18 protein-coding genes and 4 pseudogenes are annotated in these 26110 nt (G+C 63.5%); 8 read left to right on the top strand and 14 right to left on the bottom strand.

Features of this window, described 5'->3' with window-relative positions:
- The first annotated feature begins 72 nt into the window (after positions 1-72).
- The gene (locus H040_RS23590) at positions 73-693 is read left to right on the top strand and encodes a TetR family transcriptional regulator C-terminal domain-containing protein (RefSeq protein ID WP_033696191.1); all 621 of its coding nucleotides are present in this window, start codon (positions 73-75) and stop codon (positions 691-693) included.
- Here H040_RS23590 and H040_RS23585 read toward each other — a convergent pair.
- From H040_RS23585 to H040_RS23565, 5 genes are all read right to left on the bottom strand, one after another.
- Positions 690-1427 carry an HvfC family RiPP maturation protein gene (locus H040_RS23585; protein ID WP_027918872.1) on the bottom strand — a complete coding sequence of 246 codons (738 nt, stop codon included), beginning with the start codon at positions 1425-1427 and terminating at the stop codon, positions 690-692. The genes H040_RS23590 and H040_RS23585 overlap by 4 nt on opposite strands.
- Positions 1420-2265, bottom strand: coding sequence for an HvfB family MNIO-type RiPP peptide maturase (locus tag H040_RS23580; RefSeq protein WP_027918871.1), 846 nt, complete (start codon positions 2263-2265; stop codon positions 1420-1422). Before H040_RS23580 ends, H040_RS23585 begins: the two co-directional genes overlap by 8 nt.
- A gap of 63 nt (positions 2266-2328) precedes the next feature.
- Positions 2329-2853: an HvfA family oxazolone/thioamide-modified RiPP metallophore gene (locus H040_RS23575; RefSeq protein ID WP_027918870.1), complete on the bottom strand. Its 525-nt coding sequence runs from the start codon at positions 2851-2853 to the stop codon at positions 2329-2331.
- A 206-nt stretch (positions 2854-3059) separates the two neighbouring features.
- Positions 3060-3824 carry a hypothetical protein gene (locus tag H040_RS23570; protein ID WP_027918869.1) on the bottom strand — a complete coding sequence of 255 codons (765 nt, stop codon included), beginning with the start codon at positions 3822-3824 and terminating at the stop codon, positions 3060-3062.
- Positions 3825-3913: 89 nt separating this feature from the next.
- Positions 3914-4402 carry an isochorismatase family protein gene (locus tag H040_RS23565; protein ID WP_027918868.1) on the bottom strand — a complete coding sequence of 163 codons (489 nt, stop codon included), beginning with the start codon at positions 4400-4402 and terminating at the stop codon, positions 3914-3916.
- Between the two features lie 119 nt (positions 4403-4521).
- Here H040_RS23565 and H040_RS23560 point away from each other — a divergent pair.
- Together H040_RS23560 and H040_RS23555 are read left to right on the top strand one after the other, a co-directional pair.
- Positions 4522-5146: pseudogene (locus H040_RS23560) on the top strand (diguanylate cyclase domain-containing protein); the annotation flags it as partial.
- Between the two features lie 90 nt (positions 5147-5236).
- Positions 5237-5533: a DUF3144 domain-containing protein gene (locus H040_RS23555; RefSeq protein ID WP_027918867.1), complete on the top strand. Its 297-nt coding sequence runs from the start codon at positions 5237-5239 to the stop codon at positions 5531-5533.
- A gap of 3 nt (positions 5534-5536) precedes the next feature.
- Here H040_RS23555 and H040_RS23550 read toward each other — a convergent pair whose 3' ends face one another.
- Positions 5537-7162, bottom strand: a complete 1626-nt coding sequence (locus H040_RS23550) for a methyl-accepting chemotaxis protein (protein WP_027918866.1) — start codon at positions 7160-7162, stop codon at positions 5537-5539.
- A gap of 509 nt (positions 7163-7671) precedes the next feature.
- Here H040_RS23550 and mtlD point away from each other — a divergent pair.
- Entirely contained in the window at positions 7672-9846 is a 2175-nt protein-coding gene (mtlD, locus tag H040_RS23545; RefSeq protein WP_050437215.1) for a bifunctional mannitol-1-phosphate dehydrogenase/phosphatase, read from the top strand.
- A gap of 59 nt (positions 9847-9905) precedes the next feature.
- Here the strand turns inward: mtlD and H040_RS23540 are convergent, their stop codons facing one another.
- The 3 genes from H040_RS23540 to H040_RS23530 form a co-directional block, all read right to left on the bottom strand.
- Complete coding sequence (locus H040_RS23540) at positions 9906-10379, bottom strand: pyridoxamine 5'-phosphate oxidase family protein (protein WP_081784284.1); 474 nt, start codon at positions 10377-10379, stop codon at positions 9906-9908.
- Between the two features lie 60 nt (positions 10380-10439).
- The gene (locus H040_RS23535) at positions 10440-11144 is read right to left on the bottom strand and encodes an SDR family oxidoreductase (protein ID WP_027918865.1); all 705 of its coding nucleotides are present in this window, start codon (positions 11142-11144) and stop codon (positions 10440-10442) included.
- A 101-nt stretch (positions 11145-11245) separates the two neighbouring features.
- Positions 11246-12133: a LysR substrate-binding domain-containing protein gene (locus H040_RS23530; RefSeq protein ID WP_027918864.1), complete on the bottom strand. Its 888-nt coding sequence runs from the start codon at positions 12131-12133 to the stop codon at positions 11246-11248.
- A 303-nt stretch (positions 12134-12436) separates the two neighbouring features.
- Here H040_RS23530 and H040_RS23525 point away from each other — a divergent pair, with 303 nt between their 5' ends.
- A complete protein-coding gene (locus tag H040_RS23525; RefSeq protein WP_027918863.1) occupies positions 12437-13369 on the top strand; it encodes a LysR family transcriptional regulator in 933 nt (310 codons plus the stop codon).
- A 10-nt stretch (positions 13370-13379) separates the two neighbouring features.
- Here H040_RS23525 and H040_RS23520 read toward each other — a convergent pair whose 3' ends face one another.
- Together H040_RS23520 and H040_RS23515 are read right to left on the bottom strand one after the other, a co-directional pair.
- Positions 13380-14570 carry an MFS transporter gene (locus H040_RS23520; protein ID WP_027918862.1) on the bottom strand — a complete coding sequence of 397 codons (1191 nt, stop codon included), beginning with the start codon at positions 14568-14570 and terminating at the stop codon, positions 13380-13382.
- A 103-nt stretch (positions 14571-14673) separates the two neighbouring features.
- The gene (locus H040_RS23515; protein ID WP_027918861.1) at positions 14674-15069 is read right to left on the bottom strand and encodes a tetratricopeptide repeat protein; all 396 of its coding nucleotides are present in this window, start codon (positions 15067-15069) and stop codon (positions 14674-14676) included.
- Between the two features lie 124 nt (positions 15070-15193).
- Between H040_RS23515 and H040_RS23510 the strand changes: the two genes are divergently transcribed.
- On the top strand, positions 15194-15367 hold the full coding sequence (locus tag H040_RS23510; protein ID WP_081784283.1) for a DUF2986 domain-containing protein: 174 nt from the start codon (positions 15194-15196) through the stop codon (positions 15365-15367).
- A gap of 4 nt (positions 15368-15371) precedes the next feature.
- On the opposite strand, the pseudogene H040_RS23505 reads toward H040_RS23510, so the two are convergent.
- Together H040_RS23505 and H040_RS27895 are read right to left on the bottom strand one after the other, a co-directional pair.
- Positions 15372-15633, bottom strand: a pseudogene (locus H040_RS23505) (DUF3077 domain-containing protein).
- A gap of 156 nt (positions 15634-15789) precedes the next feature.
- A pseudogene (locus tag H040_RS27895) lies at positions 15790-16022 on the bottom strand (hypothetical protein).
- A 406-nt stretch (positions 16023-16428) separates the two neighbouring features.
- Between H040_RS27895 and H040_RS23495 the strand changes: the two are divergent.
- On the top strand, positions 16429-16758 hold the full coding sequence (locus H040_RS23495) for a hypothetical protein (RefSeq protein ID WP_027918860.1): 330 nt from the start codon (positions 16429-16431) through the stop codon (positions 16756-16758).
- A gap of 73 nt (positions 16759-16831) precedes the next feature.
- Here H040_RS23495 and H040_RS23490 read toward each other — a convergent pair.
- Positions 16832-17193, bottom strand: a pseudogene (locus H040_RS23490) (chorismate mutase).
- A 230-nt stretch (positions 17194-17423) separates the two neighbouring features.
- Between H040_RS23490 and H040_RS23485 the strand changes: the two are divergent.
- Positions 17424-26069, top strand: a complete 8646-nt coding sequence (locus tag H040_RS23485; RefSeq protein ID WP_027918859.1) for a GH36-type glycosyl hydrolase domain-containing protein — start codon at positions 17424-17426, stop codon at positions 26067-26069.
- The last annotated feature ends 41 nt before the right edge of the window (positions 26070-26110 follow it).

Below are 26110 nucleotides of genomic sequence, written 5' to 3'. Positions count from 1 at the left end.
TATTGCGATTCTCATTTGTTCAGCGCCCAGGTAACCGCACCGGCGCAGCCAGGAAACGTTGCCGTGTACATCATGCCGTTCGAACTGCCGCGAGGAACCGAGGACACCCTGAGCGCGCCGGTGCGCCGAGTCATTCTCGACGCCGCCGGCGAGGCGTTCGCCCAGCAGGGCTATGCCGCCACCAAGCTATCGGCGATTGCCTCGCTGGCCAGCCTGCCCCGCTCCAACGTGCTCTACTACTTCAAGTCCAAGGCCAACATCTACAGCAAGGTGCTGGAGGATATCGCCCCCTGCTACCTGCAGGCCTGCGCGCCGTTCACTGGCGAAGACGAACCGCTGCAGGCGCTGGGCCGCACGGTCACAGCGCTGATCAGCCTGTTCGAGCACCGGCCGTTCGCCTCGAAAGTGCTGCTGCAGGAGCTCAAGGAGGGAGGCCAGCGTATTCCTGGCAACTTTCTCGAGCACTGGGCTCAGCAGGCACGGGAAAACACCGGGCATGTGCGCCAGTGGATCAGCAGCGGCAAGCTGGCGCCGGTGAACCCGGAGCATGTGTTGCCGTCGGTGTGGGCCATCGCCCAGTCCTGCCTTGGCCTGGGCTGGCACGCCCCCAGCCAGGCCGGGCAACGTATCGACTACCAGGCCGCAGCCGACGCTTCGCTGCGCCTGCTGCTCAATGGCCTGGCGCCGGCCTAGCCCCAGCGGCTACCGAGCACGACGCCCTGGGCTTTCAGGCTGAGCAGCAGTGCAAGGCCTGGCGCCTGGATGGCGGCGGGGGCGACGCCGACAGCCTCGGCCAGCGCTGCCAGGTGTTCACGCCCGCTCAGTGGCTGAGCTTGCAACGACGCCATCAGTGCATGGGCCAACGGCGCAAGGCGCGAGAAGGTCACCTTGTGGTCTGCACCTCGGTGGGCAAGCAACAGTGTCGGCTCGGCGGATGCCGCAGCCGGCAGATGCTGCGGCCCGATGTGGCTGACCGGCCAGGCATAGGCCAGCGGCATAGCGAGACTGGACAACACCGGTACACCCTCAAGCAGATTGCCTTCAGGATCATGCTCAGGTTCAGCGGCATCGCTCAGCAACAACGCCGTCTCGACCCACTCGTAATGAGCAAGTTCGGCGACCCAGCCGGGCTGATCGGTACGCCCTTGCAGGTAGCCGACCCACTCGCCGCCCACTTCGGTGAACAGCGGCGTCTGGCAGCGATGGTTGGCATAGAAGTCTTCGCACAAGGCTTGCCAGTGCGTGGCAGCGAGGCTGGCATGCAGCACCGGAAAGCTACCGGCCAGTAGCGACTGCAGGTTGCCAAAGAACAGTTGCCGGTACACCGCCAGGCGCCGCGCTTCGATACCGGGCGGCGGCGGGTTGGCCTGCGGGTCGCGGATATGGCCGGCCATGCGCAGTTGCTGTTCGCGCAACGCGTCAGCCATGGCGCACCGCCAGGGCCTGCGCCATGGGTTGCAGGCTGCGAATATACTGTACTTCGGCCAGCAGTTCGGCCAGCGGTGGCAGGTTGAAGTCGCGCTCGAGCAAGGTCGGTATCGGCCCAAGGTGCTGGTAGGCACTGGCCAGCAGGCTCCAGACATCCGCCTTGACGCTGGCACCATGGGTATCGATCTTAAGGTCAGGCGCTTCATCGTAGTGCCCGGCCACATGCAGGCAGACCACCCGCTCGGCCGGCACCTGGGCGAGGAACTGGGCGGCGTCGTAGCGATGATTGCAGGCATTGACCACGATATTGTTGATGTCCAGCAGCAGGTCGCAGTCAGCCTCGCTCAACACCGCCTGCAGAAACTCGATCTCGCTCATCGCCTGGTACGGCGCGGCGTAATACGAGATGTTCTCCACGGCAATGCGCCGGCCAAGGGCATCCTGGACTTCAGCAATCCGCTGGGCGGTATGGCGCACTGCTTCGTCAGTGAACGGCATCGGAATGAGATCGTAGAGATGACCGTCATCGGCGCAGTAACTCAAATGTTCACTGAATAGCGGTACCTGATGACGGTCGAGAAATGCGCGGATCTGGCGCAGGAAGCCATGGTCCAGCGGTGCCGGCCCGCCCAGCGATAGCGACAGGCCATGGCAGGCCAGCGGATAGCGCTCGGCCAGTTGCGCCAGGCCTTCGCCGAAGGCACCGCCGACACCGATCCAGTTGTCCGGGGCACATTCGAGAAAATCCACCGCACCGGCGTCCATGTTCAGCAGTTCGGGCAACAGCGCGCGGCGCAAGCCCAGGCCCGCACCCTGCAGGGTAGATGAAGGGTTCATCGGCATGCTCCTTGAGGTACAGCGCCCTCCCCGACCTGCGCCTGGGGAGGATGCTGTCGAGGGTCAGTTCTTCGCCTGGCTCAGCTTGCTGTACAGGTCGGTCGGGAAGGGATTGCCGTTGGCGTCGAACTGGTGCTTGCGGAACTGGTAGACCTCGGCCTCGGAAAGGTAGCCGTCGTGGTTGGCGTCGATCGCATCGAACTCAGCGCCGGCACCCGGGGCGACCGCCAGCAGTTCGGCACGGGAAACGCGGCCGTCATGGTCAGCGTCGGTGCGGGCAAACGAAGCATCGCCACACTTGCCTTCACCGCATTTGCCTTCAGCCTGAGTAACCTTGGCCTTGCCGCTGGCACCACACTTGCCCTCACCGCACTTGCCTTCGGCCTGGGTGGCTTTGGCCTTGGCGCCGCTGGCGCCGCACTTGCCTTCCCCACACTTGCCCTCCCCGGTCTTTTCCGCAGCCGCCAGTTGATAGCCTTGTGGCAATGCCTCGACGGCAAAGGCCGAGGACGCCAGGTTGATACCCCCTACCAGGGCGATGCCGAGCAGGCCGAGACGGGTCTTGTTGGGGAACTGGATACGGGTCATGGTGTTTCTCCTGATAGTCATACGGTCATGCCTCAAGGGCGAAAGAGCCAGGGAACGCGGGCCGTAAGGCGTGTTCGTTCGGGCTGGCTCATTTGGCCCCAGGCATGTATCCCGGGCGTATCAGGCGAGCGCAGGATTTGTAAGCGAGTAGCGGTGGCAGGCGCATTGATACAAAGCGATACACGCACCCGCCCGATGTGCAGAAGTCAGCGGCGGTCGAGCAACTTGGCCAGGGCGAAGGTTGCCACCACGGCCAGCACCACGGCGACGGCAATGGACGGCACGCTGCCCCACTGTGCGATGGTGCTTTTGACCGCCAGGTAGAAGCCCAGTACGCCTACCGCCCCAATGGCGTTGCCACGCACGATGGCCCCCAGTTCCTGGTGCCCACCTTGAACATGGGCGAACACCGCCAGCGGCCAGGCAATCACCGGGATCGGCGCCAACAGGCCGCTGGCCACCGGCCCCAGCCACTCGGCGCTGGCAGTGATCGCCACCAGCAGCGCGGTGGCCGTGAGCATGCGCATCGGGATCACCCAGCGCGGCAGTTGCACCACCTTGGCATTGCCGGTGGGCGCCGGTTGCGAGGTGACGACGATGATCAGGCACAGCAGCACCAGCGTCACCGCCACCGACAACCCCACCCAGCCCAGATGGCTCATCAGTGCTGCCGTCGCGGCATACACCGCCAGCGCAGTGATGCAGCCGGGCAAGGCGCCAACCCGTCGCGTCACCAGGTAGTAGAACAGGTAGGTCGCCTGCACTGCCGCCAGGCCTGCCAGTGCCCCGGGCACCGCCTGCAAGGCAAAACCCGGGCCCTGCTCAAGGCTGAGAAACAGCACAACCAAAGCTGACGTGACCGGCAGCCCGGAAAGCAGGCCGCCAATTTGCGGCCCCCAGCGCCTGGCTGCCAACGAGATGGCCAGCATGAGCGTGGGGGTGATGAGGAACTTGAGGTAGAAGGCAGTCATGGGGAGCTAACGCGTTTCGACAAGGATGGGGGGCCAGGTGCATCGGCGCCCCCATGCTAAACGATGCGCGCTGGCTTTTCGCAGTTTTCTCAGTAGCCCGACTGTGCGACCTCGGCCATCACCTCGGCCCGTGTGGTCACGTTGCCGAAGTGGTGCTTCCAGAGGTCGGTGCCCAGCTTGCCGGAGCGGTCCAGCGATGAACCGACGGTGAGGTCGGTCACCAGTGTCGGGCACAACCCGGCATCGAACAGCGCAAAGCCTGCCGCCAGCACGCAAGTCTCGGTCTGCATGCCGCAAACCAGCACGCGTTCCACGCCCAGTTGCCTGATATGGGCGATGGTCTCGGCAGTCTGGCCATAGCCATGCTTGATGAACACCTGGTCCACTTCGACCAGGCACTCGTCTTCGGCCGCTGGGTGCCAGCCGAGCTGGCGCTGGAACGGCGTCACCTGTTCATCGTGCAATTCGACCGAGGCAACCGACGGAATCCTCGCTGACAAAAGACGAATGCCGTCCACCAGCCACTCGGGGGGGCTGAAGGTGGACTGGACATCGACGATGAGCAGAACCTGCTGCATGAACGACTCCTGAATACTCAAAACGACCGCGCAGTATATCTGCATCAATGGCCGCGGGTGGAACCTGCCCGCCACTGTGTAGGCTGGCCACGCCCGAGCCCGACGCACCGGACGCCCCTATGCCCGTTGACCTGCAAGCTCTTTACCCCAAGCTGATCCAGCTGATGCTGGACACCGTGTTCGTGGTCGACCGGGACAACACCATCGTGTTCGTCAGCAATGCCTGCAAGGCGTTGCTCGGCTACCGCGCCGACGAGCTGATCGGCACCCCGATCACCCCCTACATGCACCCCCGACGACCTGGAAACCACCCGCGCCTCGATCATCCGGGTGATGAACGGCCAGCCGCATTGCAACGTCCGCAATCGCTACCTGCGCAAGGACGGTGGCGTGGTGCACATCCTCTGGTCGGCCTTCTGGTCCGAAGAAGTGGGCGCGCGCATCGGCGTGGCGCGCAACGCCACGGCACTGGCCCAGGCCGAACAGGAACTGCGCTTTCTCGCTCACCACGACCCGCTGACCCGGCTGCGCAACCGCTCGCTGTTCAACCAGCGGCTGGCCAGTGCGCTGCACCATGCCCGCCCGTTCTCGCGGCTGTTCCTCGACATCAACGACTTCAAGGGCATCAACGATGTGCACGGGCATGCCGTCGGTGACCGGGTGCTGCGCGCGATCGCGCGGCGCCTGGAAGACTGTGTCAGCCAGCAGGACACGGTGGCGCGCAGGGGCGGCGACGCGTTCACCCGGATAAACCGCCACCGGTAAATGCTGCCGGCGGGGTACCCGCTGTGGCATGCTTTGCGCCCTGCACGACACGCCCACACAGGTATTCCCATGACCCAAGCCACCGACCAGGCATTCTACGACCGCGCCGATGCGCATATCGACCTGGCCAACCAGCAGATCGACACACTTGCCGACGTCGGCAAGGTCAGCGCCTCGATGACCTTTGCCACCAGCCGCTTCAGTGCCTGGCTCAGCGCCCGCAACTTCAAGTCCGGCGCCGAAATGGCTGCGGCCCGCGAGGAAATCCTGAAGTACTTCAGCGAGCAGTACCGGATGATGCTGGAAGACAACGTCGACGAGTACATCGAGCAATTCGACCGTTACGTATTGGGCAAGCAAAGCTGAGCCTCAGACCTTGAACCGCCCCACCAGCGCCGTCATCTCCCCGACCAGCCCGGACAACGCCTGGCTGGCCTCGCTGGTCTGCTGCGCTCCCGCCGCCGAATAGCTCGACAGCTCGCGGATGTTCAGCAGGTTGCGGTCCACCTCGCGCGCCACCTGCGCCTGTTCTTCCGCTGCGCTGGCAATCACCAGGTTGCGTTCGTTGATCTCGCCGATGGCGCTGTAGATGCCTTCCAGTACCTGGCCTGAGGCCAGGGTGACGTCGAGTGTCGACTGGGCCCTGCTGGTGCTGGCTTGCATCGAGGCGACAGCCGCTTCGGTGCCCTGTTGCACACGGCCGATCATTTGCTCGATTTCCTGGGTCGAAGCCTGGGTGCGGTAGGCAAGCGTACGCACTTCATCGGCCACCACGGCAAAGCCGCGCCCGGCATCCCCGGCGCGGGCCGCCTCGATGGCTGCGTTGAGCGCCAGCAAATTGGTCTGCTCGGACACCGAACGGATCACTTCAAGCACCTTGCCGATATCCCGGACCTGGCCCACCAGCTGCGCCAGGTGGGTGCTGCTGGTCTGGATCTCTTGGGTCATGGCCTGGGTGCCGTCGATATTTTCGCTGACTTGCTGACGGCTTTTTTCCGCCAGCTGGTTGGACGCGTGGGTAGCCTGGGAGGTGGTGACGGCATTGCGCGCGACCTCCTCCACCGCCGTGGTCATTTCGGTGACGGCGGTGGCGGCCTGCTCCAGCTCCTGGCCCTGCTGGCGCAGGTGGTTGGCGCTTTGTTCGGTGACCGTGTTCAAGGCAGTCGCTGCATCGGCCAGTTGCCGGGTGCAGCTGCTGATCCCGCTCAGGGTCTCGCGCTGGCTCTGCTGCATGCGCTGCAGTTCATGGAACAACTGGCCGATCTCGTTGCGCCGATGCCCTTCGACTGGCACGCTCAAGTCGCCGCCGGCAATCCGCTGAAAGTGCCGGGCAGCCTCGCGCAGTGGCTGCAGCACGCGCTGCGCGATGAACGCCCAGCACAGCCCGGCGAGCAGCAATGTCGCCGCCAGCAGCCCCAGGCTCAGCAGTTGCGCACGCCCAAGGCGGCGGTCGGATTCCAGCATGATCTGCTGGCCGCGCTCGCTCAAGGCGGCGACCAGTTGCTGGCGCAGCGCCTGCAGCCGGCCCATGGCGTTACCGGCATCGGTGTTGACCTTGAAGTATTGCTCCAGCGAACGTTGCTGCGTGGCTGCGCGTTGGCCGGCCACTGCCTTGGCATACTCACCGAACGTGGCTTGCAGCTCCTGGGCCACCGCGTGCAACGCAGGCTCCTGCACCTGGTTGACGAATTCATCGATCAGCTGCTGGCTCTTGTCGTTCAGCTCGACCGAGAGCGCCATGCGCTTGTTCGCGCTGTCGTCGTGGCCACCCAGTTGCTCGATAAAGCCCGAAGACACGTTGGCACTGGAGCGGATGGCCATCAGCAGGGCATTGTTCAACCGATCCGACTGGTGTGCGGTCTGGTCCAGCTCGGTGATCTGCTCGTCGCTGCCCAGCGCCGCCCGCCAGGCACTGACGGTGGAGAACAGCAAGGTCAGGCTGAACAGCAACAGCACCCAGAACATTCCGGTACGGATCTTCAGGTCGGCAAACATGCGGGCAGTACTCCTCTTGTGCTTGTTGGCGCCACGTCTGGTCGAGGTTTCGACGGCGGGTGAGCAGCTATCGGAGTTGCCGCTAAAGGCTTGAGTGCGCGAATGCGGCTTCTGTTCGGTAACCGAACGGATGTTGCTTGCGCCTTGCATCTGCTTGCGCATACATGCAAGGGTAAAAAAGGAACGTCAATCACCAGAAAAGGAAGAACAGCACCTCATGCTTGGAATCACACGTATCCATCGCTATGTGCGCCCATTGTCTGCCAGCAAGGCTGCAGCCAGTGGGCGTGAATCCAAAGTCAAACGCAGCCCCCGCATTGCCTCGAAGCTCGTCACCCTCCTCTGCACGCCCCGCGCCGTACCGCCCTACCTCTGGGTCAATCCCGAGCGCCCCCCTGTAGATCGCATGCCCCCTACCTGACTGCCCACACTGCAGTCGACGCGCATTGACTCGCCATTCAGTTGCTGGAGGCGAAGGATTTCACGCAAATAATCAGGGGCAACCACCAATGATCTTGTTTCAGGGTAAAAAAATTCTCAGCGCCATCTTCGATATGGATGGCACGATGTTCGACACCGAGCGCTTGCGTTTCAAGACGTTGAAACAGGCCTCACTGGAAATCTTCGGCAAGGCCTTGAGCGAGCAGACGCTGATCGGCTCGCTGGGCTTGAGTGCGAAGAAAGCCGAAGCCCTCGCCAAGGCCCACAATGGCGAAGACTTCCCCTATGCACAGATTCGCCAGCGAGCCGATGAGCTGGAGCTGGAATACGTGCGCAGCCACGGCGTGCCGCTGAAGGCTGGCTTGCTGGAAGTACTGGAGCGGCTGCGCAAGTCCGGCCTGACCATGGCGGTGGCCACCTCCAGCCGCCGGGCGATTGCCGAGGAGTACCTGATCAACGCCAACGTGCTCAAGTACTTCGACATCACCGTCTGTGGCGATGAAGTCAGCCAAGGCAAGCCGCACCCGGAAATATTCCTGCGGGCGGCCCGCGCACTCAATTGCGACCCTGCCCAGTGCTTCATGATCGAAGACTCGGAAAACGGCCTGCTGTCGGCCATCCGCGCCGAAGGCCAGGCCATTCTGATCGAAGACATCAAGCCGCCTGCACCTGAGGTGAAGGCAGGCGCGCTCAAGGCCTACCGCAGCATGCCCGAATTCCTCGCCGACCTGAGCGAGTGCGTGCCCGACCTGGGCATGCCGGAACTCACCGAGCCCTTCCCGGCCTCTCTCAACCAGTTTCGTGTGGGCATCCATGGTTTCGGCGCCATCGGCGGCGGTTACCTGACCCAGGTATTCGCCCACTGGGACGGCTATACCCGGCCCTGCGAAATCATCGCCGCGACCCGCTCGCGCATGCTCCGGGAAACCGTTGCCGCGTTCGGCAGCTACAGCGTGCGTTACGGCGCCAGCGCGTTCGACCAGACCCTTGAAAATGTGCGCATGATCGACATGGACGATGAGCACGCGGTGATCGAGATGTACAACGCCGCTGAAATCATCGGCCTGAGCCTGCCCGAGCAGGCGATCCAGCAGCAAGCCAAGGTGATTGCCAAGGGCTTGCTGCAACGTTTCGAACGCCGAGGCCGCGAGCTGACCCTGTTGATCGTGCTGAACAAGATCGGCGGCGCCGCGTTTGTGCGCCGGCAGGTACAGGCACAACTGGCGTTGCTGTGCGCACCCGATATTGCCAGGCAGGTGCTGCAGAAGACCCATTTCGCCGAAACGGTGGTCAGCCGCATCGTCTCGAAAATCAGCAATGACGCCCTGGTTCGGCAATTGCGTATCAAGTCGCAGATGTTCCAGAACAGCCTTGAGGATGAACCGGCACCTGCGGCGCCGACGGCTGAATACCAGCGCCTGATCAGCCGCTTCCGGCCCTTCACCCAGTCCAGCAATGCCCTGAGCCAAATGCATCTGGTGCTGTTTAACAGCGAACCCGACATGCCGCTGTATGTCGAGCGTGGCGGCGACCTGCTGGAACGGCTGCGGCAGGTGAAAACCGTCACCGACATCACCCAGATCCAGATCATCAAGAACCGCTTGTGGAATGGCCCACATGCCATCATCGCCTGGTACGCCAGCCTGCTGGGCTACACCTGGGTTGGCCAAGGCATGGGCGACGCCCGCGTGAGCGCGCTGGCCGAGCGCCTGATCCACCAGGAAGTAGCGCCTGCGCTGGTGGCCGAGTACCCACAGATGGCCGAGGTGGTCGAGCGCTTTGCCGCTGCCTTTCTTGATCGCTGCAAGCGTTCGTTCAAGGACCCATGTGCCCGCGTGGGCCGCGACCCGATGCGCAAGCTGCAGCGCAACGAGCGCATCCTGAGCAGCATCGACCTGGCCCGCAAGCATGGCATCGACACGCCGGCCCTGGCCTTGGGTGCGGCGCTGGCCATCCACTATGCGTTGCACTGCAGTTCCAGCAAAGACCGCGAGGCGCAATGGATCAAGCAGCTGTACAACACCAGCGGCGAGCAGGTCGAGGCTGTGCTGGCCCATGACGGCGACTACCACGGCAAGCCCTATCCGGGGCTGGACCCGATCAATGATGCGCCGATCATCGACAGCATTGCCGCCAGCTTCCGTCGCCTGCAGCGACGCGAGAGCGCCGAGTGGAACACAGCACCTGCAGCGAACAGCGGCGCGGCCAGGCACGCAGCCGGCCCTGGCGCCGTGCGCAGCTAAAAGGCTGCAGCGCCAATGCCGCGCAGTCTTGCCGAACTGCGCGGCGATGGCGGGTCAGCTCAACTCGCCAGCGCCGTCGCCTTGATCTGCATCATTGCAAAGTGCTCGAAGCCATCCACGGTGCTTGCGCAAGCGCTTTCTAGGCTTTCAATCACCTGCCCCGGCACAGCGCCATGGCGGAACAACGCCTGAGTCTTGTCACGCGCCGCCCCCCAGCAGCGTTGAAGCTGCCCGGCATCTTTCACCAGGTTGGCCAGCCCCTGCAGGCGGATCTGCATCACGCCGCAAGGGCTCAGTGCGGTCAGCGCCACGCGTGGCTCAGCAGTTATCTGAGCGCACTTGGCCGAGCGCTTGTCCACGTAGAAGTACAACGCACCCGCACCGGCATCGACGCTTCGCAGCACCACCGTGCGGGACACCGGCCAGCCTTGCTGGTCAAGCGTAGCCAGCTGCATCAGCCTGAAAGGGTGGCGTACCGGGCCGACCGGGATTGCCAACTGCGCCCAGATGCGCTTGAGCAGATCGTCCAGCATGGGGAACTCCCTGTTGCATGACGTGCAGGCCGCAGCAGCGCTGGCTGCGGCCATGGGTAGTCAGACGCTGCGTGTCACGCCACCGTCGACCCGGATGTTCTGCCCGGTGATGTAGGCAGCGCCGTCGCTGGCGAGGAAGGCGATGGTGGCGGCAATTTCCTCGCTGGTGCCATAGCGCTTGAGCGGTACGCTGTCGCGGCGCTGCTCGGTGGCCGGCAGGCTGTCGATCCAGCCTGGGAGCACGTTGTTGATGCGCACGTTATCGCCAGCGAAATTGTCGGCGAAGATCTTGGTAAAGGCGGCCAGGCCCGAGCGGAACACGGCCGAAGTGGGGAACAGGTCAACAGGCTCGAATGCCCAGGCAGTGGAGATGTTGATGATCACCCCACCCTTCTGTTTTTGCATGTACGGCGTCACCAGCCGCGTCGGGCGGATGACATTGAGCAGGTAGGTGTCCATGCCCTTGTGCCAGTCTTCGTCGCTGATTTCCAGGATCGCGGCGCGCGGGCCGTGGCCGGCGCTGTTGACCAGCACGTCGATGCGGCCCCATTTCTCGACCACGGCATCCACCAGCCGCTGCAGGTCTGCAACCGACTGGTTGCTGCCGGTGACGCCGATGCCACCGAGCTCGGCGGCCAGTGCCTCGCCCTTGCCTGAAGAAGACAGGATACCGACCTTGAAACCGTCAGCCGCCAGCCGACGTGCCGCTGCCGCGCCCATGCCGCTGCCACCGGCGGTGATGATTGCCACTTTTTCTACAGACATGTTGCCTCCTTCGATGATGGAACTGCTGTGTTGCAAGTTTCATCACACTAGCAGCCATCCATTGGACGAGGGAGGCAGGGGAAGTTTGCCTAGCCAGTAGTTTATCTTTCGCCTACCTGGGCTTTCAGCCATCCTCTGACAAGGCCCAGTGCGGGTGCCTCCTTGCGAGGCCATACCAGGTAGAACGCCTTGTCCAGCCTCAGCTGCTGGGGGAACACCTGCTGCAGCCTGCCGGCCGCGATGTCATCCTTGACGAAGGCGTAGCTGGCAAGGGTGATGCCCTGCCCGCCTATGGCGGCGTCGATGGCCAGCGAGGTCTGGTTGAAACGGACATTTTTCGACGTCGGTTTCGGATGATCGGGGAATAACGCGGCCGTGAATTGGGGCCAGAAGTTGTGGCCATCGTGCAAGGCGACATAGCCCTGCAAGGCGGCAAAGCTCTCTGGCGTGCCCATTTCAGCCAGCAATGCCGGGCTCGCCACCGCAACGATGCGTTGCTCCATCAGCAGCTCGACGTTCAGCCCGCCACCGAACGGCGGCTGACCGTAGCGCACCGCGATGTCGACGCCATCGGTCTGGAAATGGGAAAGACGGTCGGTGGCCAGCAGGCGCAGATCGATGTCGGGGTGCGCCTCAGCGAAGTGGCCGAGCCTTGGAATCAGCCACTTCGAGGCAAAGGTAGGTGTCACGCTGACCGTGAGCTGGGAGGGTGCCGGGCGCAACTGCCGGGTGGCTTCGTCGATCATCACCAGGGCACTGCGGATGCTCGCAGCATAGCCACGCCCGGCATCGGTCAGGCCAACGCCCCGTGGCAGGCGCTCGAACAGGCGCACCTGCAGGCTGGCTTCCAGCCCGCGCACCTGCTGGGCGACAGCCGCCTGAGTCACGCCCAGCTCCTCGGCGGCGAGGCGGAAATTAAGCTGACGCGCCACCACTTCGAATACACGCAGCGCATTGAGTGACGGCAACCCGGGGAAACCTGGAGGCATGGAATGGAATTTCTATCGGCTAACGTCTCCCGAGGCTACCGCCATCACGGCGGGTTGGGAAGCGATACCCGTCGATGATCCATCGCAAAGGCCCCGACTAGGGGTATTCTTCCCCCGAGGCTGGGTTTCAGGGTTTGCTGCGCCAATACAGGGTGACCGCCACCACATCCACGGCCAGTACGGTCGCGACAATGAAGTACATGAAGTAGTGGTCATGCATGAGCATTGGCCTATCCCCTGCCAGGTCAGGTTTTCAGTGTTGCGAGCAATTCCTGTTCCAATGGCACTCAAAAGGAGCAACGCATGTTTTCATCCGAACGGCTGAAGGGTCTCGACGTGTTCGTCACCGTCGCAGACCTGGGCAGTTTCACTGCAGCGGCCGAACGGTTGAACCTCACAGGCTCTGCGGTGAGCAAGAGTATCGCGCGCCTCGAGCAACGCCTGAATGTACGACTGTTCAACCGTACCACCCGCACCCTGGCGTTGACCGATGCGGGTGTCACCTTCTACCGTACCTGCACGTCGGTACTGGCCGACCTGGAGCAGGTAGAGCATGCGCTCAGCGCCGAAGGCGACGAGCCGCACGGTAAGGTGCGGATAGACCTGCCGGCCTCCTACGGCCGCTTGCATGTACTGCCATTGATCCTGGATTTCATCCATCAGCATCCGCTGCTGCAACCGCACATCTCATTTACCGACCGCTTTATCGACCCGGTACACGAAGGCATCGACATCGTTGTGCGCATCGGCGGCCCGGATGCCTGGCCTGTCGGCTTGGGCCACCAGTATTTCGGCGCCCAACGCCTGATCTTCTGCGCCGCACCCGGCTACCTTGCGCAGCACGGTGCCCCGCAAAACGAGCGTGATCTCGATCAGCATCACTGTGTCGGCTATGGGCACGGTGATGGCCAGGTCAGCCCATGGTTCTTCAAAGGCCGCCAGCCGGGGGAGATGGAGCGACGCACGCTACAGGCGCGCATCGCTGTTGGTGATGGCGAGGGCGAAGTGGCCGCAGTGCTCGCCGGGCATGGCATCGGCCAACTACCGACCTGGCTGACCCAGCGGCACCTCGACCAGGGCACACTGGTCGAGGTGTTGCCTGAGCTGGCAACGGACGGTCTGCCCATGAACCTGGTATGGCTGAAGAGCCGCGAGAACCAGCCCAAGGTACGTGCACTGCTTGACTACCTGTTGCCGAGGCTGACCGCCCATGGCAGCCAGGCTGGCGATAGCTGACCGCCCTGCCCTAACGCGCAGGCGCGAGGTTGCGAACGACCAGCGCCAGCAGCAGCGCGAGAACCGCCACAGCAGCGGCCACATAGCCGAGGTAGCCGATGCCCAGGCTCGACAAAGTCATGCCGCCGACGATGGCACCCACAGCAATGCCGGCATTGGCCGCCGAGACATTGCTGGTGCCCGCCAGCGCCTGTGCGTGGCTGACCGAACGCATGACGCGCACCTGGCTGACCGGGTAAAGCGCCGTATTGGCGATGCCCCACAGCCCAAGCGCAACACCGAACAACCAGCCGCCTTGAGCCAGCGCAGCGGTCGCGGCCATACCCAGGGCAAGCAGCGCGAGGAAGCCGATGGTGGCTTTGATCGGCGAATGGTCAACAGCCCTGCCACCCATCCAGTTACCCACCAGGCCAATGGCGCCAAAGCCCATCATCCACCAGCCAACATCGGTCGGGGCCACGCCCGCGACTCGCTCGAGGATGTCGGCCAGGTAGGTGTAGGCAATGAACATGGCACTGAACACCAGCACAGAAAGCAGTATGTTGGCCAGGAAACACGGCTCCTTGAAAATCCGCGCCTGCTTGAGGAAATCCACCTTGGCCGTGCGCGCCACACTCGGCATGCAGACCCACATGGCTGCAGCCATGATCAATGAAAGCCCGGCGAGCACCCAGAACGCCCCTCTCCAGCCGATCACATTGGCCGCGACAGTCCCTAGCGGAATGCCCAGCAGCATGGCCGCCGAAATCCCCAGGTAAACCCTTGAAATAGCCTGGCCCGCCCGCAGCGGCCCGGCCAGTTGCCCAGCGGTCTCGCTGGCAGTCCCCCAGAACACCGGCAAGGCCAAGGCAGGCAGCACGCGAGCCACGGCAAGCACCCAGAAGCTGCTTGAGGCGGCGGCAACGGCGTTGGCGGCGGCGAACAGCAGCAAGATCGCGATGAACAGCTTTTTCCGCTCCAGATGCGACAGCGCCGCCGTCAGAGGCGGACCGAACATCATCACGGTGAAGGCAAAAAGCGTCACCAGCTGCCCTGCAACGGCCATCGAAATGTCCAGTTCCCTGGCCAGCGCGGGAAGCAGGCCCACGATCAGGAACTCGGTGGTGACAATGAGAAAGGCGGAAAAGGCCAGGATCGCGATGCTGAGTCCTGCGTTTCTGGAGGTGGAAGCAACCGGTGCGGTTGTTTCGTAGGCAGACATTGGAAGGCTCCGTTCAATGGCCTTCCAGTCTATTCATTCCCAGGCACGCAATTATTGGCGAATTCTCATATATCAATGGAATTAAGTTCATCAATAACCTGCATCATCGAGCCACTGGTATCAGGCCGGAACCCCGGGCCTTCTGCGCGGCCTGGATCAGCTGATAGTTGCGATTGCGCAGCGCGATGTTGCTGCCAACGCGCTGGTTGGAGCGCACGGCCAGCACTTCAGCTTGGTCATACTGCCCCTGTTCCAGGCGCAGCACGCCCAGGTAGTGCAGCGTGGCGGGGTTGTTCGGCTGAATCTGCAGCGCACGTTCCAGCGTGGCGGCGGCCTGATCCAGCTTGCCTGCTTCATACTGGCGCGAGGCGGCCTCGATCAGCTGGATCGAGGCTTTGTTGCTGCGCGCTGGCGCCGAATATGGACCCGCCAGCACGCCTTGGCAGGCGACGGCGCTGAACAACAGGAACAATGCTGACAGCAGACGCGGGCTTGGCATGAAGGTGGGCACTCAACAGGGTCCGGGAAGCTTGGTGAATTCGGCGAGAGGCTACAGACCGGGCCCGCTGCACGAAGTTCCCGAGGTACAATGCGCGACCTAGGCTGCACTTCAGAGATGGACAATGAACCGCCAGAAAAAACTCAAACAGCTGCTCAAGGCCCACCAGAAAAAGGCCAATGCCAAGCTGGCACCCAAGAGCAACAAACCCAAGTACATCAGCAAGGCCGACCGGCTGAAGCTTGAAGCCGAGGCGAATGTCGCTGCCGGCACCGATATGCCAGACCTGAAGCCTTAGCGGTTCATTGCGTCATGCCCAGCTCGGCATCGTCCATCAACGCCTTGGCCATTGCGCTCTGGTAGTGCGAAGCTCAGATCATCATCGGCTTCTCGTCCATCAGCCCGAGGACGGTCAGTTCCCGCACATAGCCCATCAGCTCCGAGGCTTGCTCGCGGGCGTCGCGGCACAGGATGCCGGGCTCGATGCGGAACAATGGGTGGGTCTGGTTCTCACCTTCAGCAGGTGGTCTTGCCGACGGTGCATGGGGTGTTGTCTGTAGTCACTGTTCAATCTCCTTGAAATTTCTATTGCCTGATCTGGCCTCTTCGCAGGCAAGCCCGCCCCCACAGAGATCACAACAGGCCTGAAGGCTTGCGCAGTACCTGTGCGAGCGGGCTTGCCCGCGAAGAGGGCCGAGCCGCCAGCACATCACCTGAGCTTTAGTGCCATGTCCGAGGCCCGGTGGGCATCTGCACCTGGATAAGCGCTGATTCGAGCAAAGCCCGCAGCGCCTCCATCTCATGCATCGAAGCCATCATCATCGACGCTGGTGACGTGGGCTGCAGCAGCAATGCCTGATGCACCACGGTCGTCGCGCACAGGGCGTAGCCTGGATCAGGGTGTCTTCGAGGGAATGAATATCGTGGAGTGGAACGGGGGCAATCTTCAGCATATATATACCGCTGTCGATGAGGCCGACACCCATCGCTGTCACACAATGGGGTGGCAGCTGTGCATGGGTTGACAGACCGGTCGACAGAGATGCAAACCCGGCGCACACAAAGGTGCACCACGCACAGCCACCATAGAGGTAAGCCCTACCTTCACTGTCGAATACGGCCTGTCAAAGCCGTGTCGCTGATGAGCATCGACAGGCCGAGACTAGAGCGGTGCCCAAGCGGCCGCAACGAAAAAAGGCGGGAAGCGTATCGATGGGAAATGCACAACAACTAAGGGGCAAAATCAGATTTTTTTCAACCAGTATGTATAATCCCGCGTCGCCATTCGCACCCCGTGCGAACGCCCAAGGACCGGCGCCATGACCCGCGCTTGTTGAAAACACCCGATAAGGACATCCCATGCGTCAATTCAAACTCGTGCTCGCTGCGTTGCCATTCTGTGTACTGGCCGGCTGCGGCAACGATGCCCTGGAAGGCACCTATGAACAAACCACGACGGTGATGGGTATCCAGGGCCCGAAACAGAAAATCGAGTTCTCCAGCGACTACATCATCGCCAACGGCAGCAAGGTCAAGGTCGATGAGTGGGAGCGCACGGATGATGTGGTCGTCGCGCGCAACAAGGATGGCCAGGCATTGATCAACGTACGCGTGCTGGACGGCGGCAAGCGCCTGGAAGCCGTTGGCGGCAGTGATTTCGCCAAGAATGTGTTTGTACGGGTCGACTGATCAAAAAGCAAAGGCGCCCCGACCCGCTATCGGGTTGAGGCGCTACCCCGCGTGGCGCCTATCTCGACATCCTTCAAGCGCCTGAGGCCTCTTGGGTCAGCTTGGCGTGAGTATTCAGCGCTTCGGCAATCAACGCCGAGATCATGGCCCGGTAGACCTGTTCCACAACCGCTGCCGAAGCTCCTGCCTCATCGGGCAATCCACGCACCTTTCGATGACCTGCTCGACCCGCGCGGGTGCACGCAGGTCATCAGTGCTTTTCTTGAAGCTCGCAGCCTGCGTCACCCGCTTGCCACGCTGGGCGAGCAGTGAAACCAGGCTCTGGTCGATGGCATCGATGCGCTGCCGGACTTCATCCAGAGAGGTGCAAGGTACATCCCTTTTCTTGAATTCCTTTTCATGTGCTTGAGTTGGATCGTATCCGCAGTGGGTCATGACCGCCAGAAGCGACCGGCTCAATTCGACCAGTTCTCAGGAGGGGACAGGGTCAGCTCGTGAACGGCGTTCTTCGAACGCGCGCAGGTAATCGCATTGGATGTCTAAAACGATGCATGACGTCAGCTTGGGCGCCGGTCCGATGCGAGTCTGTTCGCTACCGTACAGACGCTGCTTAACAAGCGCCGCAGACTGGCAGCTGAAAGGCTAGATCGGCAAATCAGCACACCATGGACAATCCTTGGCTCAACACACTCGCCTACCTACGTCGCCTGTACGCACATGCCGCGCGTTGGCACTCACCCCCTGATATCTTCACCTATGAAAGCCTGCTGCGCTCGGAGCTGTACAACGCCGACCAGATGGCCGAGCACGGTCTCTGGCTGGCCCATCATCATCGCTTGAGCCGACTGCCGGCGGACGACACGCTGCTCGCCCGCCTGGCCGATAACGAGCGCATGCTCTGCGCCAGTTGCACTGCCCTGGCCGGCGCCCTGCCCAGCTCGCGTCCGGCATTGCCCGCTGCGCAGTGGTTGCTCGACAACTTCTACCTGGTCGAAACCCAGATCCGTATTGCCAAACGCCACCTGCCAGCCGACTACAGCCTGCAGCTGCCAAGGCTGGACAACGGCCCCTCCAGCGGCCTGCCCCGTGTCTACGACATTGCGCTTGAGACTATTTCCCATGGTGACGGGCGGATCGACGCCGAAAGCCTCAGCCGTTTCGTCGTGGCCTATCAACAGGCCGCTACCCTGACCCTGGGAGAACTCTGGGCGATCCCGATCATGCTACGCCTGGCCCTGATCGAGAACCTGCGGCGGGTGGCGGCGCGGGTCATGGCAAACTGGGCTGACCGCGACCTGGCCAATTTCTGGGCCGATCGGCTTGGCGAAACCGCCGAGCGCGATGCCAAGAGCGTGGTGCTGGTGGTCGCCGACATGGCCCGCTCGGATCCGCCGATGACCGCCGCCTTTGTCGCCGAGCTGGCCAGGAGGCTGCAGGGCCACAGCGCTTCACTGACCCAGCCGCTGCTGTGGGTGGAGCAGATGCTCAGCGAGTCGGCGCTGAGCATCGAGCGCCATGTGCAGCTCGATGCACAGCAGCAGGCCATCGATCAGGTGTCCATCAGTAACAGCATCGGCAGCCTGCGACTGCTGTCGACCATCGACTGGCGACTGTTCGTCGAGCACCTGAGCCATGTAGAGCAGACGCTGTGCCGCGACCCGGCCACCGTCTACCCAGCCATGGACTTCACCAGCCGTGACCATTACCGGCACGTTGTCGAACGCCTGGCACGCCACTGCGCCTTGAGCGAAGCCGCCGTGGCACGCACGGCCATCGAACTGGCTGAGGCTTCCGGGGCCGCCCCCGGTGAGGAGGCCGAACATGTGGGGTTTTACCTGGCAGGTGCCGGGCTGCCGTTGCTGGAGCAGCGTCTCGCTGCGCGGGTGCCGCTGGCCGAGCGCTGGCAGCGCCTGTTGCACCGGGCACCGCTAGCGTTCTATCTGGTGCCTGTGGCGCTGCTGTGCTGCCTGTTTGCGTGGGGTTTCATACGCGCCATCGACTTGGAGGGGTGGCCCATCGCGGTGCTCGCTGGCATGGCCGTGCCGATACTGCTGAGCACCAGCCGCCTGGCCATCGGCCTGGTGAACTGGCTGGTGACCCTGACCGTCAAACCGTCCTTCTTGCCGCGGTTGGACTACTCCGTCGGCATTCCCGCAGAGGCCCGCACATTGGTGGTGGTGCCAACCCTGCTGGCCACTGCCGACGATGTCGAGGAACTGCTCGAAGGTCTGGAGGTACGCTTCCTGGCTAACCGTGACGAGCACCTGCACTTCGCCCTGCTCAGCGACTTCATGGATGCCCGCGAGCAGACACGGCCCGAAGACGAAGCACTGCTCGAACTCGCCAGCCAAGGCATCCAGGCGCTCAATCACAAGTATCCAGGCCCTGGCAGCGAGCGCTTTTTTCTGTTTCACCGGCCACGCATATGGAACAACGCAGAAGGCTGCTGGATGGGGCGCGAGCGCAAACGCGGCAAGCTCGCCGAGCTGAACGCGGTGTTGCGCGGCGACGGCCATGAGTGCTTCATGCGCATCGTCGGCAACCTGCAAACCCTTGGCCACGTGCGCTATGTCATCACCCTGGACACCGACACCCAGTTGCCTCGCGGTGCCGCCCATCAATTTGTCGGCGCCATGCAGCACCCGCTGAACCGCCCGCGCTTCGACGCACATACCGGTCGTATCCAGGCAGGTTATGCAATCTTGCAACCGAGGGTGGGCATCAGCCTGCCGAGTGTGTCGCGCTCGCGTTATGCGCGGCTGTTTGGCAGCGACGCCGGAGTCGACCCCTACACACAGGCTGTTTCGGATGTCTACCAGGACCTCTTTCTCAGCGGCTCTTTCATCGGCAAAGGCATCTATGCGGTGGATGCATTCGAGCAGGCCCTGGAGGGCCGCTTCACCGACAATCGCATACTGAGCCATGACCTGATCGAGGGTTGCTACGCTCACTCAGGTCTGCTCAGTGATGTGCAATTGTTCGAAGCCTACCCGGCCCGCTACAGCGCCGACAGCAAACGCCACCACCGCTGGATACGCGGCGACTGGCAACTGCTGCCGTGGCTGCTGCCGTGGCTGCGCACTGGCACTCAAGGTCTGGCGCAAAGTTCGCTCAGCGCCCTGTCGCGCTGGAAGATTTTCGACAACCTGCGCCGCAGCCTGGAGCCGGCGGCGCTACTGACCCTGCTGCTGTGGGGCTGGTTGGCGAGTGCCACGCCACTTGCCTGGACGCTATCGCTACTGGCGTTGCTGCTGACGCGCCCACTGCTCGACTCTCTGCTCGAAGTGCTGGGCAAGACCACCGATGTACCCGTTTCAGAACACCTGCTGGCAGCTTTGCACACATCTGGCACCTATTTCTTGCGTACCGGTCTGTCACTGGCCTGGTTACCCTTCGAGGCCTACTTCAGCCTCGACGCAATCCTGCGCACCCTGTGGAGGCTCGTGGTCAGTAAAAGGCGCCTGCTGCAATGGAACCCCTCGCGCGAAGACGAACGCATTAGCGCCGACACGCTACAGGCAATGTACCGTGAGCAATGGGGGCAACCGGTTTTGGTGCTGTTGCTGGGCGGTACGTTGGCGATGCAGCCAGTGATACTGCTGATGGCATCGCCGGTCCTTGCCCTTTGGCTGCTCGGCCCGGCGCTGGCCTGGTGGCTCAGCCGCCCGAACAGCCGGGCCGAGTTAATGCCAGGGGCTGAAGACCTGGCATTCCTGCATCGACTGGCCCGCGCCAATTGGGCCTTCTTCGACAGCCACGTCGGCCCCGCCGACAACTGGCTACCGCCCGACAACATTCAGGAGTCACCCTTCGCCAGCATCGCTCATCGCACCTCGCCGACCAACATGGGCATGGCCCTGCTCTCGCACCTGGCGGCCCATGACTTTGGCTACCTCAGTGCCGGTCGTCTGTTCGAACGCCTGGCCCAGATGCTCGACAGCATCGGCCGCCTGGAGCGCTTCAGAGGGCACTTCTACAACTGGTACGACACCCAGACCCTCAAGCCGCTGTCGCCGCTCTATATCTCCAGCGTGGACAGCGGCAACCTGGCCGCCCTGTTGCTGACACTCAGGCCCGGGCTCCTTGAAATGCCCGAGACGCCGGTGCTTGACCGGCGCCTGACCCAAGGTTTGCTCGACACCTTTGACACGCTGCTGGACGTCTGCCCCAGCACAAGCTGTGACGCCCCACCGATCAAGGCAATGCGCGAACAGGTGTGGCAGGCCCACGTGCAGGCCAGCAACGTACCGGCCGCACTGCTGCCCATGCTGGTCGAACAGCTGCAGGCGCTGATCACGCAACCGGCTGCCATTGCCCCAGGGGCGCAAGCGGCTGACGACTGTGCATTCTGGCTAAATGCCCTGTATGAACAATGCCTGGACCTGAGCGGCGAATTGCAGCAACTGCACCTGCCGCCTGGCAACGATCAGCAGCCCCCGGCCCCGCTTAGCTGGCGCCATCTGGCACAGCTGGACGCAGAGCAGTGGCCGCAGCCCGAGCGACTTGCAGTGGCCAACGTCAGGGCACTTGCCCGCCAGCGCATCGCCCAGGCGCACGCCCTGGCCAGCCGCATTGAAGCCCTGGCCGACATGGACTTCACCTTCCTTTACGACAACCATCGCAACCTGTTCTCCATCGGCTACAACGCCGACGAGCATCGCCTGGATGCCGCGTTCTACGACCTGCTGGCATCAGAGATGCGCCTGACCAACTTCGTGGTCATCGCACAGGGCCAGGTGCCCCAGGACAGCTGGTTCGCACTGGGCCGGCTGCTCACCAGCAATGCCGGCGTGCCTGTGCTGCTGTCCTGGTCCGGCTCGATGTTCGAGTACCTGATGCCGTTGCTGGTGATGCCGAACTATGAAGGTACACTGCTCGACCAGACCTGCCAGGCCGCTGTCAATCGCCAGATCGAACACGGCAAGCAGACTGGCCTGCCGTGGGGCGTCTCGGAGTCGGCCTACAATGCGCTGGACGCGCACTTCAACTACCAGTACCGGGCGTTCGGCGTTCCGGGGCTTGGCCTCAAGCGCGGCCTGGGTGAAGACCGGGTGGTGGCCCCATACGCCAGCGCACTGGCCTTGATGGTGGCGCCCTCTGCCGCGCGCCGTAACCTGCAACGGCTGGCCACGCTCGGTCTGGCTGGCCGCTTCGGGCTCTACGAAGCCGTGGACTACAGCGAGGCACGCCTGCCGCCCGGGCAGGACGCCGTGATCGTCCGCTCCTTCATGGCCCACCACCAGGGCATGAGTTTCCTGGCGCTGACCGCTGTACTGCTGAACAAGCCCATGCAACGGCGTTTTGCATCCGACCCACAGTTCCAGGCCAGCATGCTGCTTTTGCAGGAGCGCGTACCGAAAACGGCTGCCCCGTACCTGCATACCCTCCAGGCCCCGCCCTTGGAGGCCGCCGAGCGCGCCGCCGAGATACGCCTGCGGGTGTTCGGCGAGCCAAACCGGCGCCACCCGGCCGTGCAGCTGCTGTCCAACGGGCGCTATCACGTCATGGTCAATCACGTGGGCAGTGGCTACAGTCAGCGCAATTCACTGGCAGTCACTCGCTGGCACGAAGACACCAGCTGCAATGACCTGGGCAGCTTCTGCTACCTGCGCGATGTTGCCAGTGGCGTTTACTGGTCCACCACCTACCAGCCGACGCGGCACCGCGCGAAAGTGCAGGAGGCGATCTTCAGCGACGGCCGCGCGGAGTTTCGCGTGCGCGAGCGCGACTTCGACTGCCACACCGAAATTGCCGTGTCGCCCGAGGACGACATCGAGCTGCGCCGCCTGCACCTGACCAACCATGGCGACCAGCCCCGCACCCTTGAGCTGACCAGCTACGCCGAAGTGGTGCTGGCACCGGCCTTGAGCGATGCCATGCACCCGGCCTTCAGCAAGCTGTTCATCCAGACCGAACTGATCCGCCCGCTGCAAGCGATTCTCTGCACGCGGCGGCCGCGCTCGCAACACGACCCCGTGCCGTGGATGTGCCACGTGCTGGCAGTGCACGGCGCCGACATCGATGCGCTGTCCTACGAAACCGACCGGGCCCGCTTCATCGGGCGTGGGCGCACGCTGGCAAGGCCGGCAGCGCTGGACCGCAGCACCGAGGTATTGTCCGGCAGCGCAGGGGCCGTGCTGGACCCGATCGTGGCCATCCGCTGCCGCATCACCTTGATGCCCGGCCATGCGGCCACGGTCGATCTGGTCACCGGCGTGGCCGACAGCCGCGACGCCTGCCTGCAACAGGTCGCCAAGTACCGCGACCGACACTTGGCTGACCGGGTGTTCGACCTCGCCTGGCCACACAGCCAGGTGCTGCTGCACCAGCTCAACGGCTCGCTGGCCGACGCCCGGCTATTCGAGCAGATGGCCGCCTCGGTGCTCTACCCCAATGCCAGCATGCGCGCCAGCGGAGCGCTGCTGGCCAGCAACCGGCGCAGCCAGTCAGGCCTTTGGGGCCAGGGCTTGTCCGGTGACCTGCCGATCGTGTTGGTGCAGATCGGCGACCCGGCCAACATCCATCTGGTCAAGCAGATGGTGCTGGCCCATGCCTACTGGCGCCAGAAAGGGCTGGCACTCGACCTGGTGATCTGGAACGAGGACCAGGTGGGCTACCGCCAGCAGTTGCAGGAACTGATCATGGGGATCGTCGCCTCCGGCAGCGAAGCCGCCCTGCTCGACCGCCCTGGCGGCATCTTCGTAAGCCCTGCGCAGCAACTGTCCGCCGAGGATCGGCTGCTGACCCTGTCGGTAGCGCGGCTGGTGCTCGACGACAGCCTCGGTTCGCTGGCCGAGCAACTGCACCTGCGGCGCCAGCCGCCGGTTCCCCCAGCCCTCCAGGCCAGTGCGCCCAAACCCAGGCCCTCACTCGCCAGCCCTCTGTCAGCGGAGCAGACGGCGCTGATGCTGGGCAATCCTTATGGCGGGTTCAGCGCCGATGGCCGCGAATACGTCATCCCGTTGCTTCCCGGCACACCGCCGCCGGCACCGTGGGTCAACATCCTGGCCAATCCGCAGTTCGGCTGCGTGGTCTCCGAGGCTGGCAGCGCCTACACCTGGTACGAGAACGCCCACGAGTACCGGTTGACGCCCTGGCATAACGACCCGGTTGCCGACCCCAGTGGCGAAGCCTTCTACCTGCGCGACGAAGACAGCGGCGAGTACTGGTCGCCGACCCCGCAGCCCTGCCCGGGCCCTGGCCGTTACCGCACCCGCCATGGCTTTGGCTACAGTGTGTTCGAGTACGCCGAAGCCGGACTGCATACGGAGCTCTGGGTGCATGTTGCACTGGATGCCCCAGTCAAGTTCAGCCGGCTCAAGGTGCACAACACCTCAGCCCGTGTGCGACGGTTGTCTGTCACCTGCTTCGCCGAGTGGGTGCTGGGCGACCTGCGCAGTAGAACCGCCATGCATGTGGTAAGTGAGACTGACCCGGTCAGCGGCGCACTGTTTGCCCGTAACAGTTTCGCAGTGGATTTTTCCACCCAGGTGGCGTTTCTCGACTGCGACTTGCCCGTGCAGGGCCAGACCTGTGATCGCAGCGAGTTCCTGGGACCCAACGGCGATTACCAGGCACCCTTGGGCATGCGCCAGACGCGGCTGTCGGGACGCACGGGCGGTGGCCTGGACCCGTGCGCGGCGCTGCAGGTGGCGCTGCAGCTGGAGCCTGGCGAAAGCCGTGAAGTGGTGTTTCGCCTGGGCGCCGCCAAGGACGCCAGCGCTGCCACCCGCTGCGTCCAGCAATATCGTGGCGTGCAAGCCGCCAAGGACACCCTCGACAAGGTCTGCGGCTACTGGCGACAGACACTGGAAGCCGTGCAGATCGAGACGCCGGAACCCGCGCTCGATGTGCTGGCCAACGGCTGGTTGATGTACCAGGTGATCGCCTGCCGGTTCTGGGCGCGTAGCGGCTACTACCAGTCCGGAGGCGCCATCGGTTTTCGCGACCAGCTGCAGGACAGTATGGCCATGGTCCATGCAGCCCCAATGGCGGCGCGCCAACACCTCCTGACCTGCGCCGCGCACCAGTATGCCGAAGGTGATGTGCAGCACTGGTGGCACCCACCGCTGCAGCGAGGCGTGCGTACCCGCTGCTCGGACGACCTGCTGTGGCTGCCACTGGCAGCCAGCCGCTACGTGGAAGTCACTGGGGACTACAGCGTGCTCGACGAGCCGGTCGGTTATCTGCAGGGGCGTGTACTCAACACCGGCGAAGAGTCCTACTACGATATGCCCACCCACTCGGAGCGGGTCGAGAGCCTTTACCAGCATTGCCAGCGCGCCCTCACCCATGCTCTGCAGTGCGGGGCTCACGGCTTGCCATTGATGGGCAGCGGCGACTGGAATGACGGCATGAACCGGGTCGGCGAACAAGGAAAAGGCGAAAGCGTATGGCTGGGCTTCTTCGGCCACGAGGTGCTGCGGGCTTTCGGCAGCGTCGCCCTGCGACACGGCGACAGTGGCTTTGCGCTGCAGTGCGCCAACCAGGCCGGCGCACTCGCGCAAGCACTGGAGGCACATGCCTGGGATGGCGGCTGGTATCGTCGCGCCTGGTTCGACGATGGCCAGGTGCTGGGTTCAGCGAGCAACCAGGAATGCCGAATCGACTCGCTAGCGCAAAGCTGGGCCGTGCTGTCCGGGGTCGCCTCGCCCGAACGTGCCCGCCAGGCCATGGCTGCACTGGACAGTCACCTTGTACGCCGCGACATCGGCATCGTCAAACTGCTCGACCCGCCCTTCGACCAAGGTGACCTGGACCCTGGCTACATCAAAGGCTACCTGCCAGGCGTGCGTGAAAACGGCGGGCAGTATACCCATGCGGCCATCTGGGCAAGCATGGCCCATGCTCGCCTGGGCGATACCCATGAAGCCTGGGAACTGCTGCGCCTGATCAACCCGGTACGTCAGGGCTGCAGCGCGTTGATCGACACCTACAAGGTCGAGCCCTATGTCATGGCCGCCGATGTCTACGCCGTTGCGCCCCACGCCGGGCGGGGTGGCTGGAGCTGGTACAGCGGATCTGCCGGCTGGATGTACCGGTTGATCATCGAGAGCCTGCTAGGACTGAAACGCGATGGCGAAACCCTGCGCCTGCAGCCTTTGTTGCCGGCGGGCTGGCCGGGGTATGTCCTGCATTACCGTTTTGGCAGCACCCGGTACCGCATCGAGGTGCGCAACGGCACTTGCGGCGAACTGGCCCTGAGCCTTGACGGCGAGGCGCTTCCCGAAGCCTGGCTGCAGCTGGAGGACGACGGGCGCCTGCACCACGTCATCGCCCAGTGCCAGATCTGCGCCTTGCCCATCAACTGAACCGTCGGGCGAGCAACGGCCTGACGGACGCAAGACTCAGC

Origin of the sequence: Pseudomonas sp. URMO17WK12:I7 (genome assembly GCF_003269045.1) — a bacterium.
Classification (GTDB): Bacteria; Pseudomonadota; Gammaproteobacteria; order Pseudomonadales; family Pseudomonadaceae; genus Aquipseudomonas; species Aquipseudomonas putida_J.
This window is presented reverse-complemented; position numbering and strand designations above follow the sequence as displayed.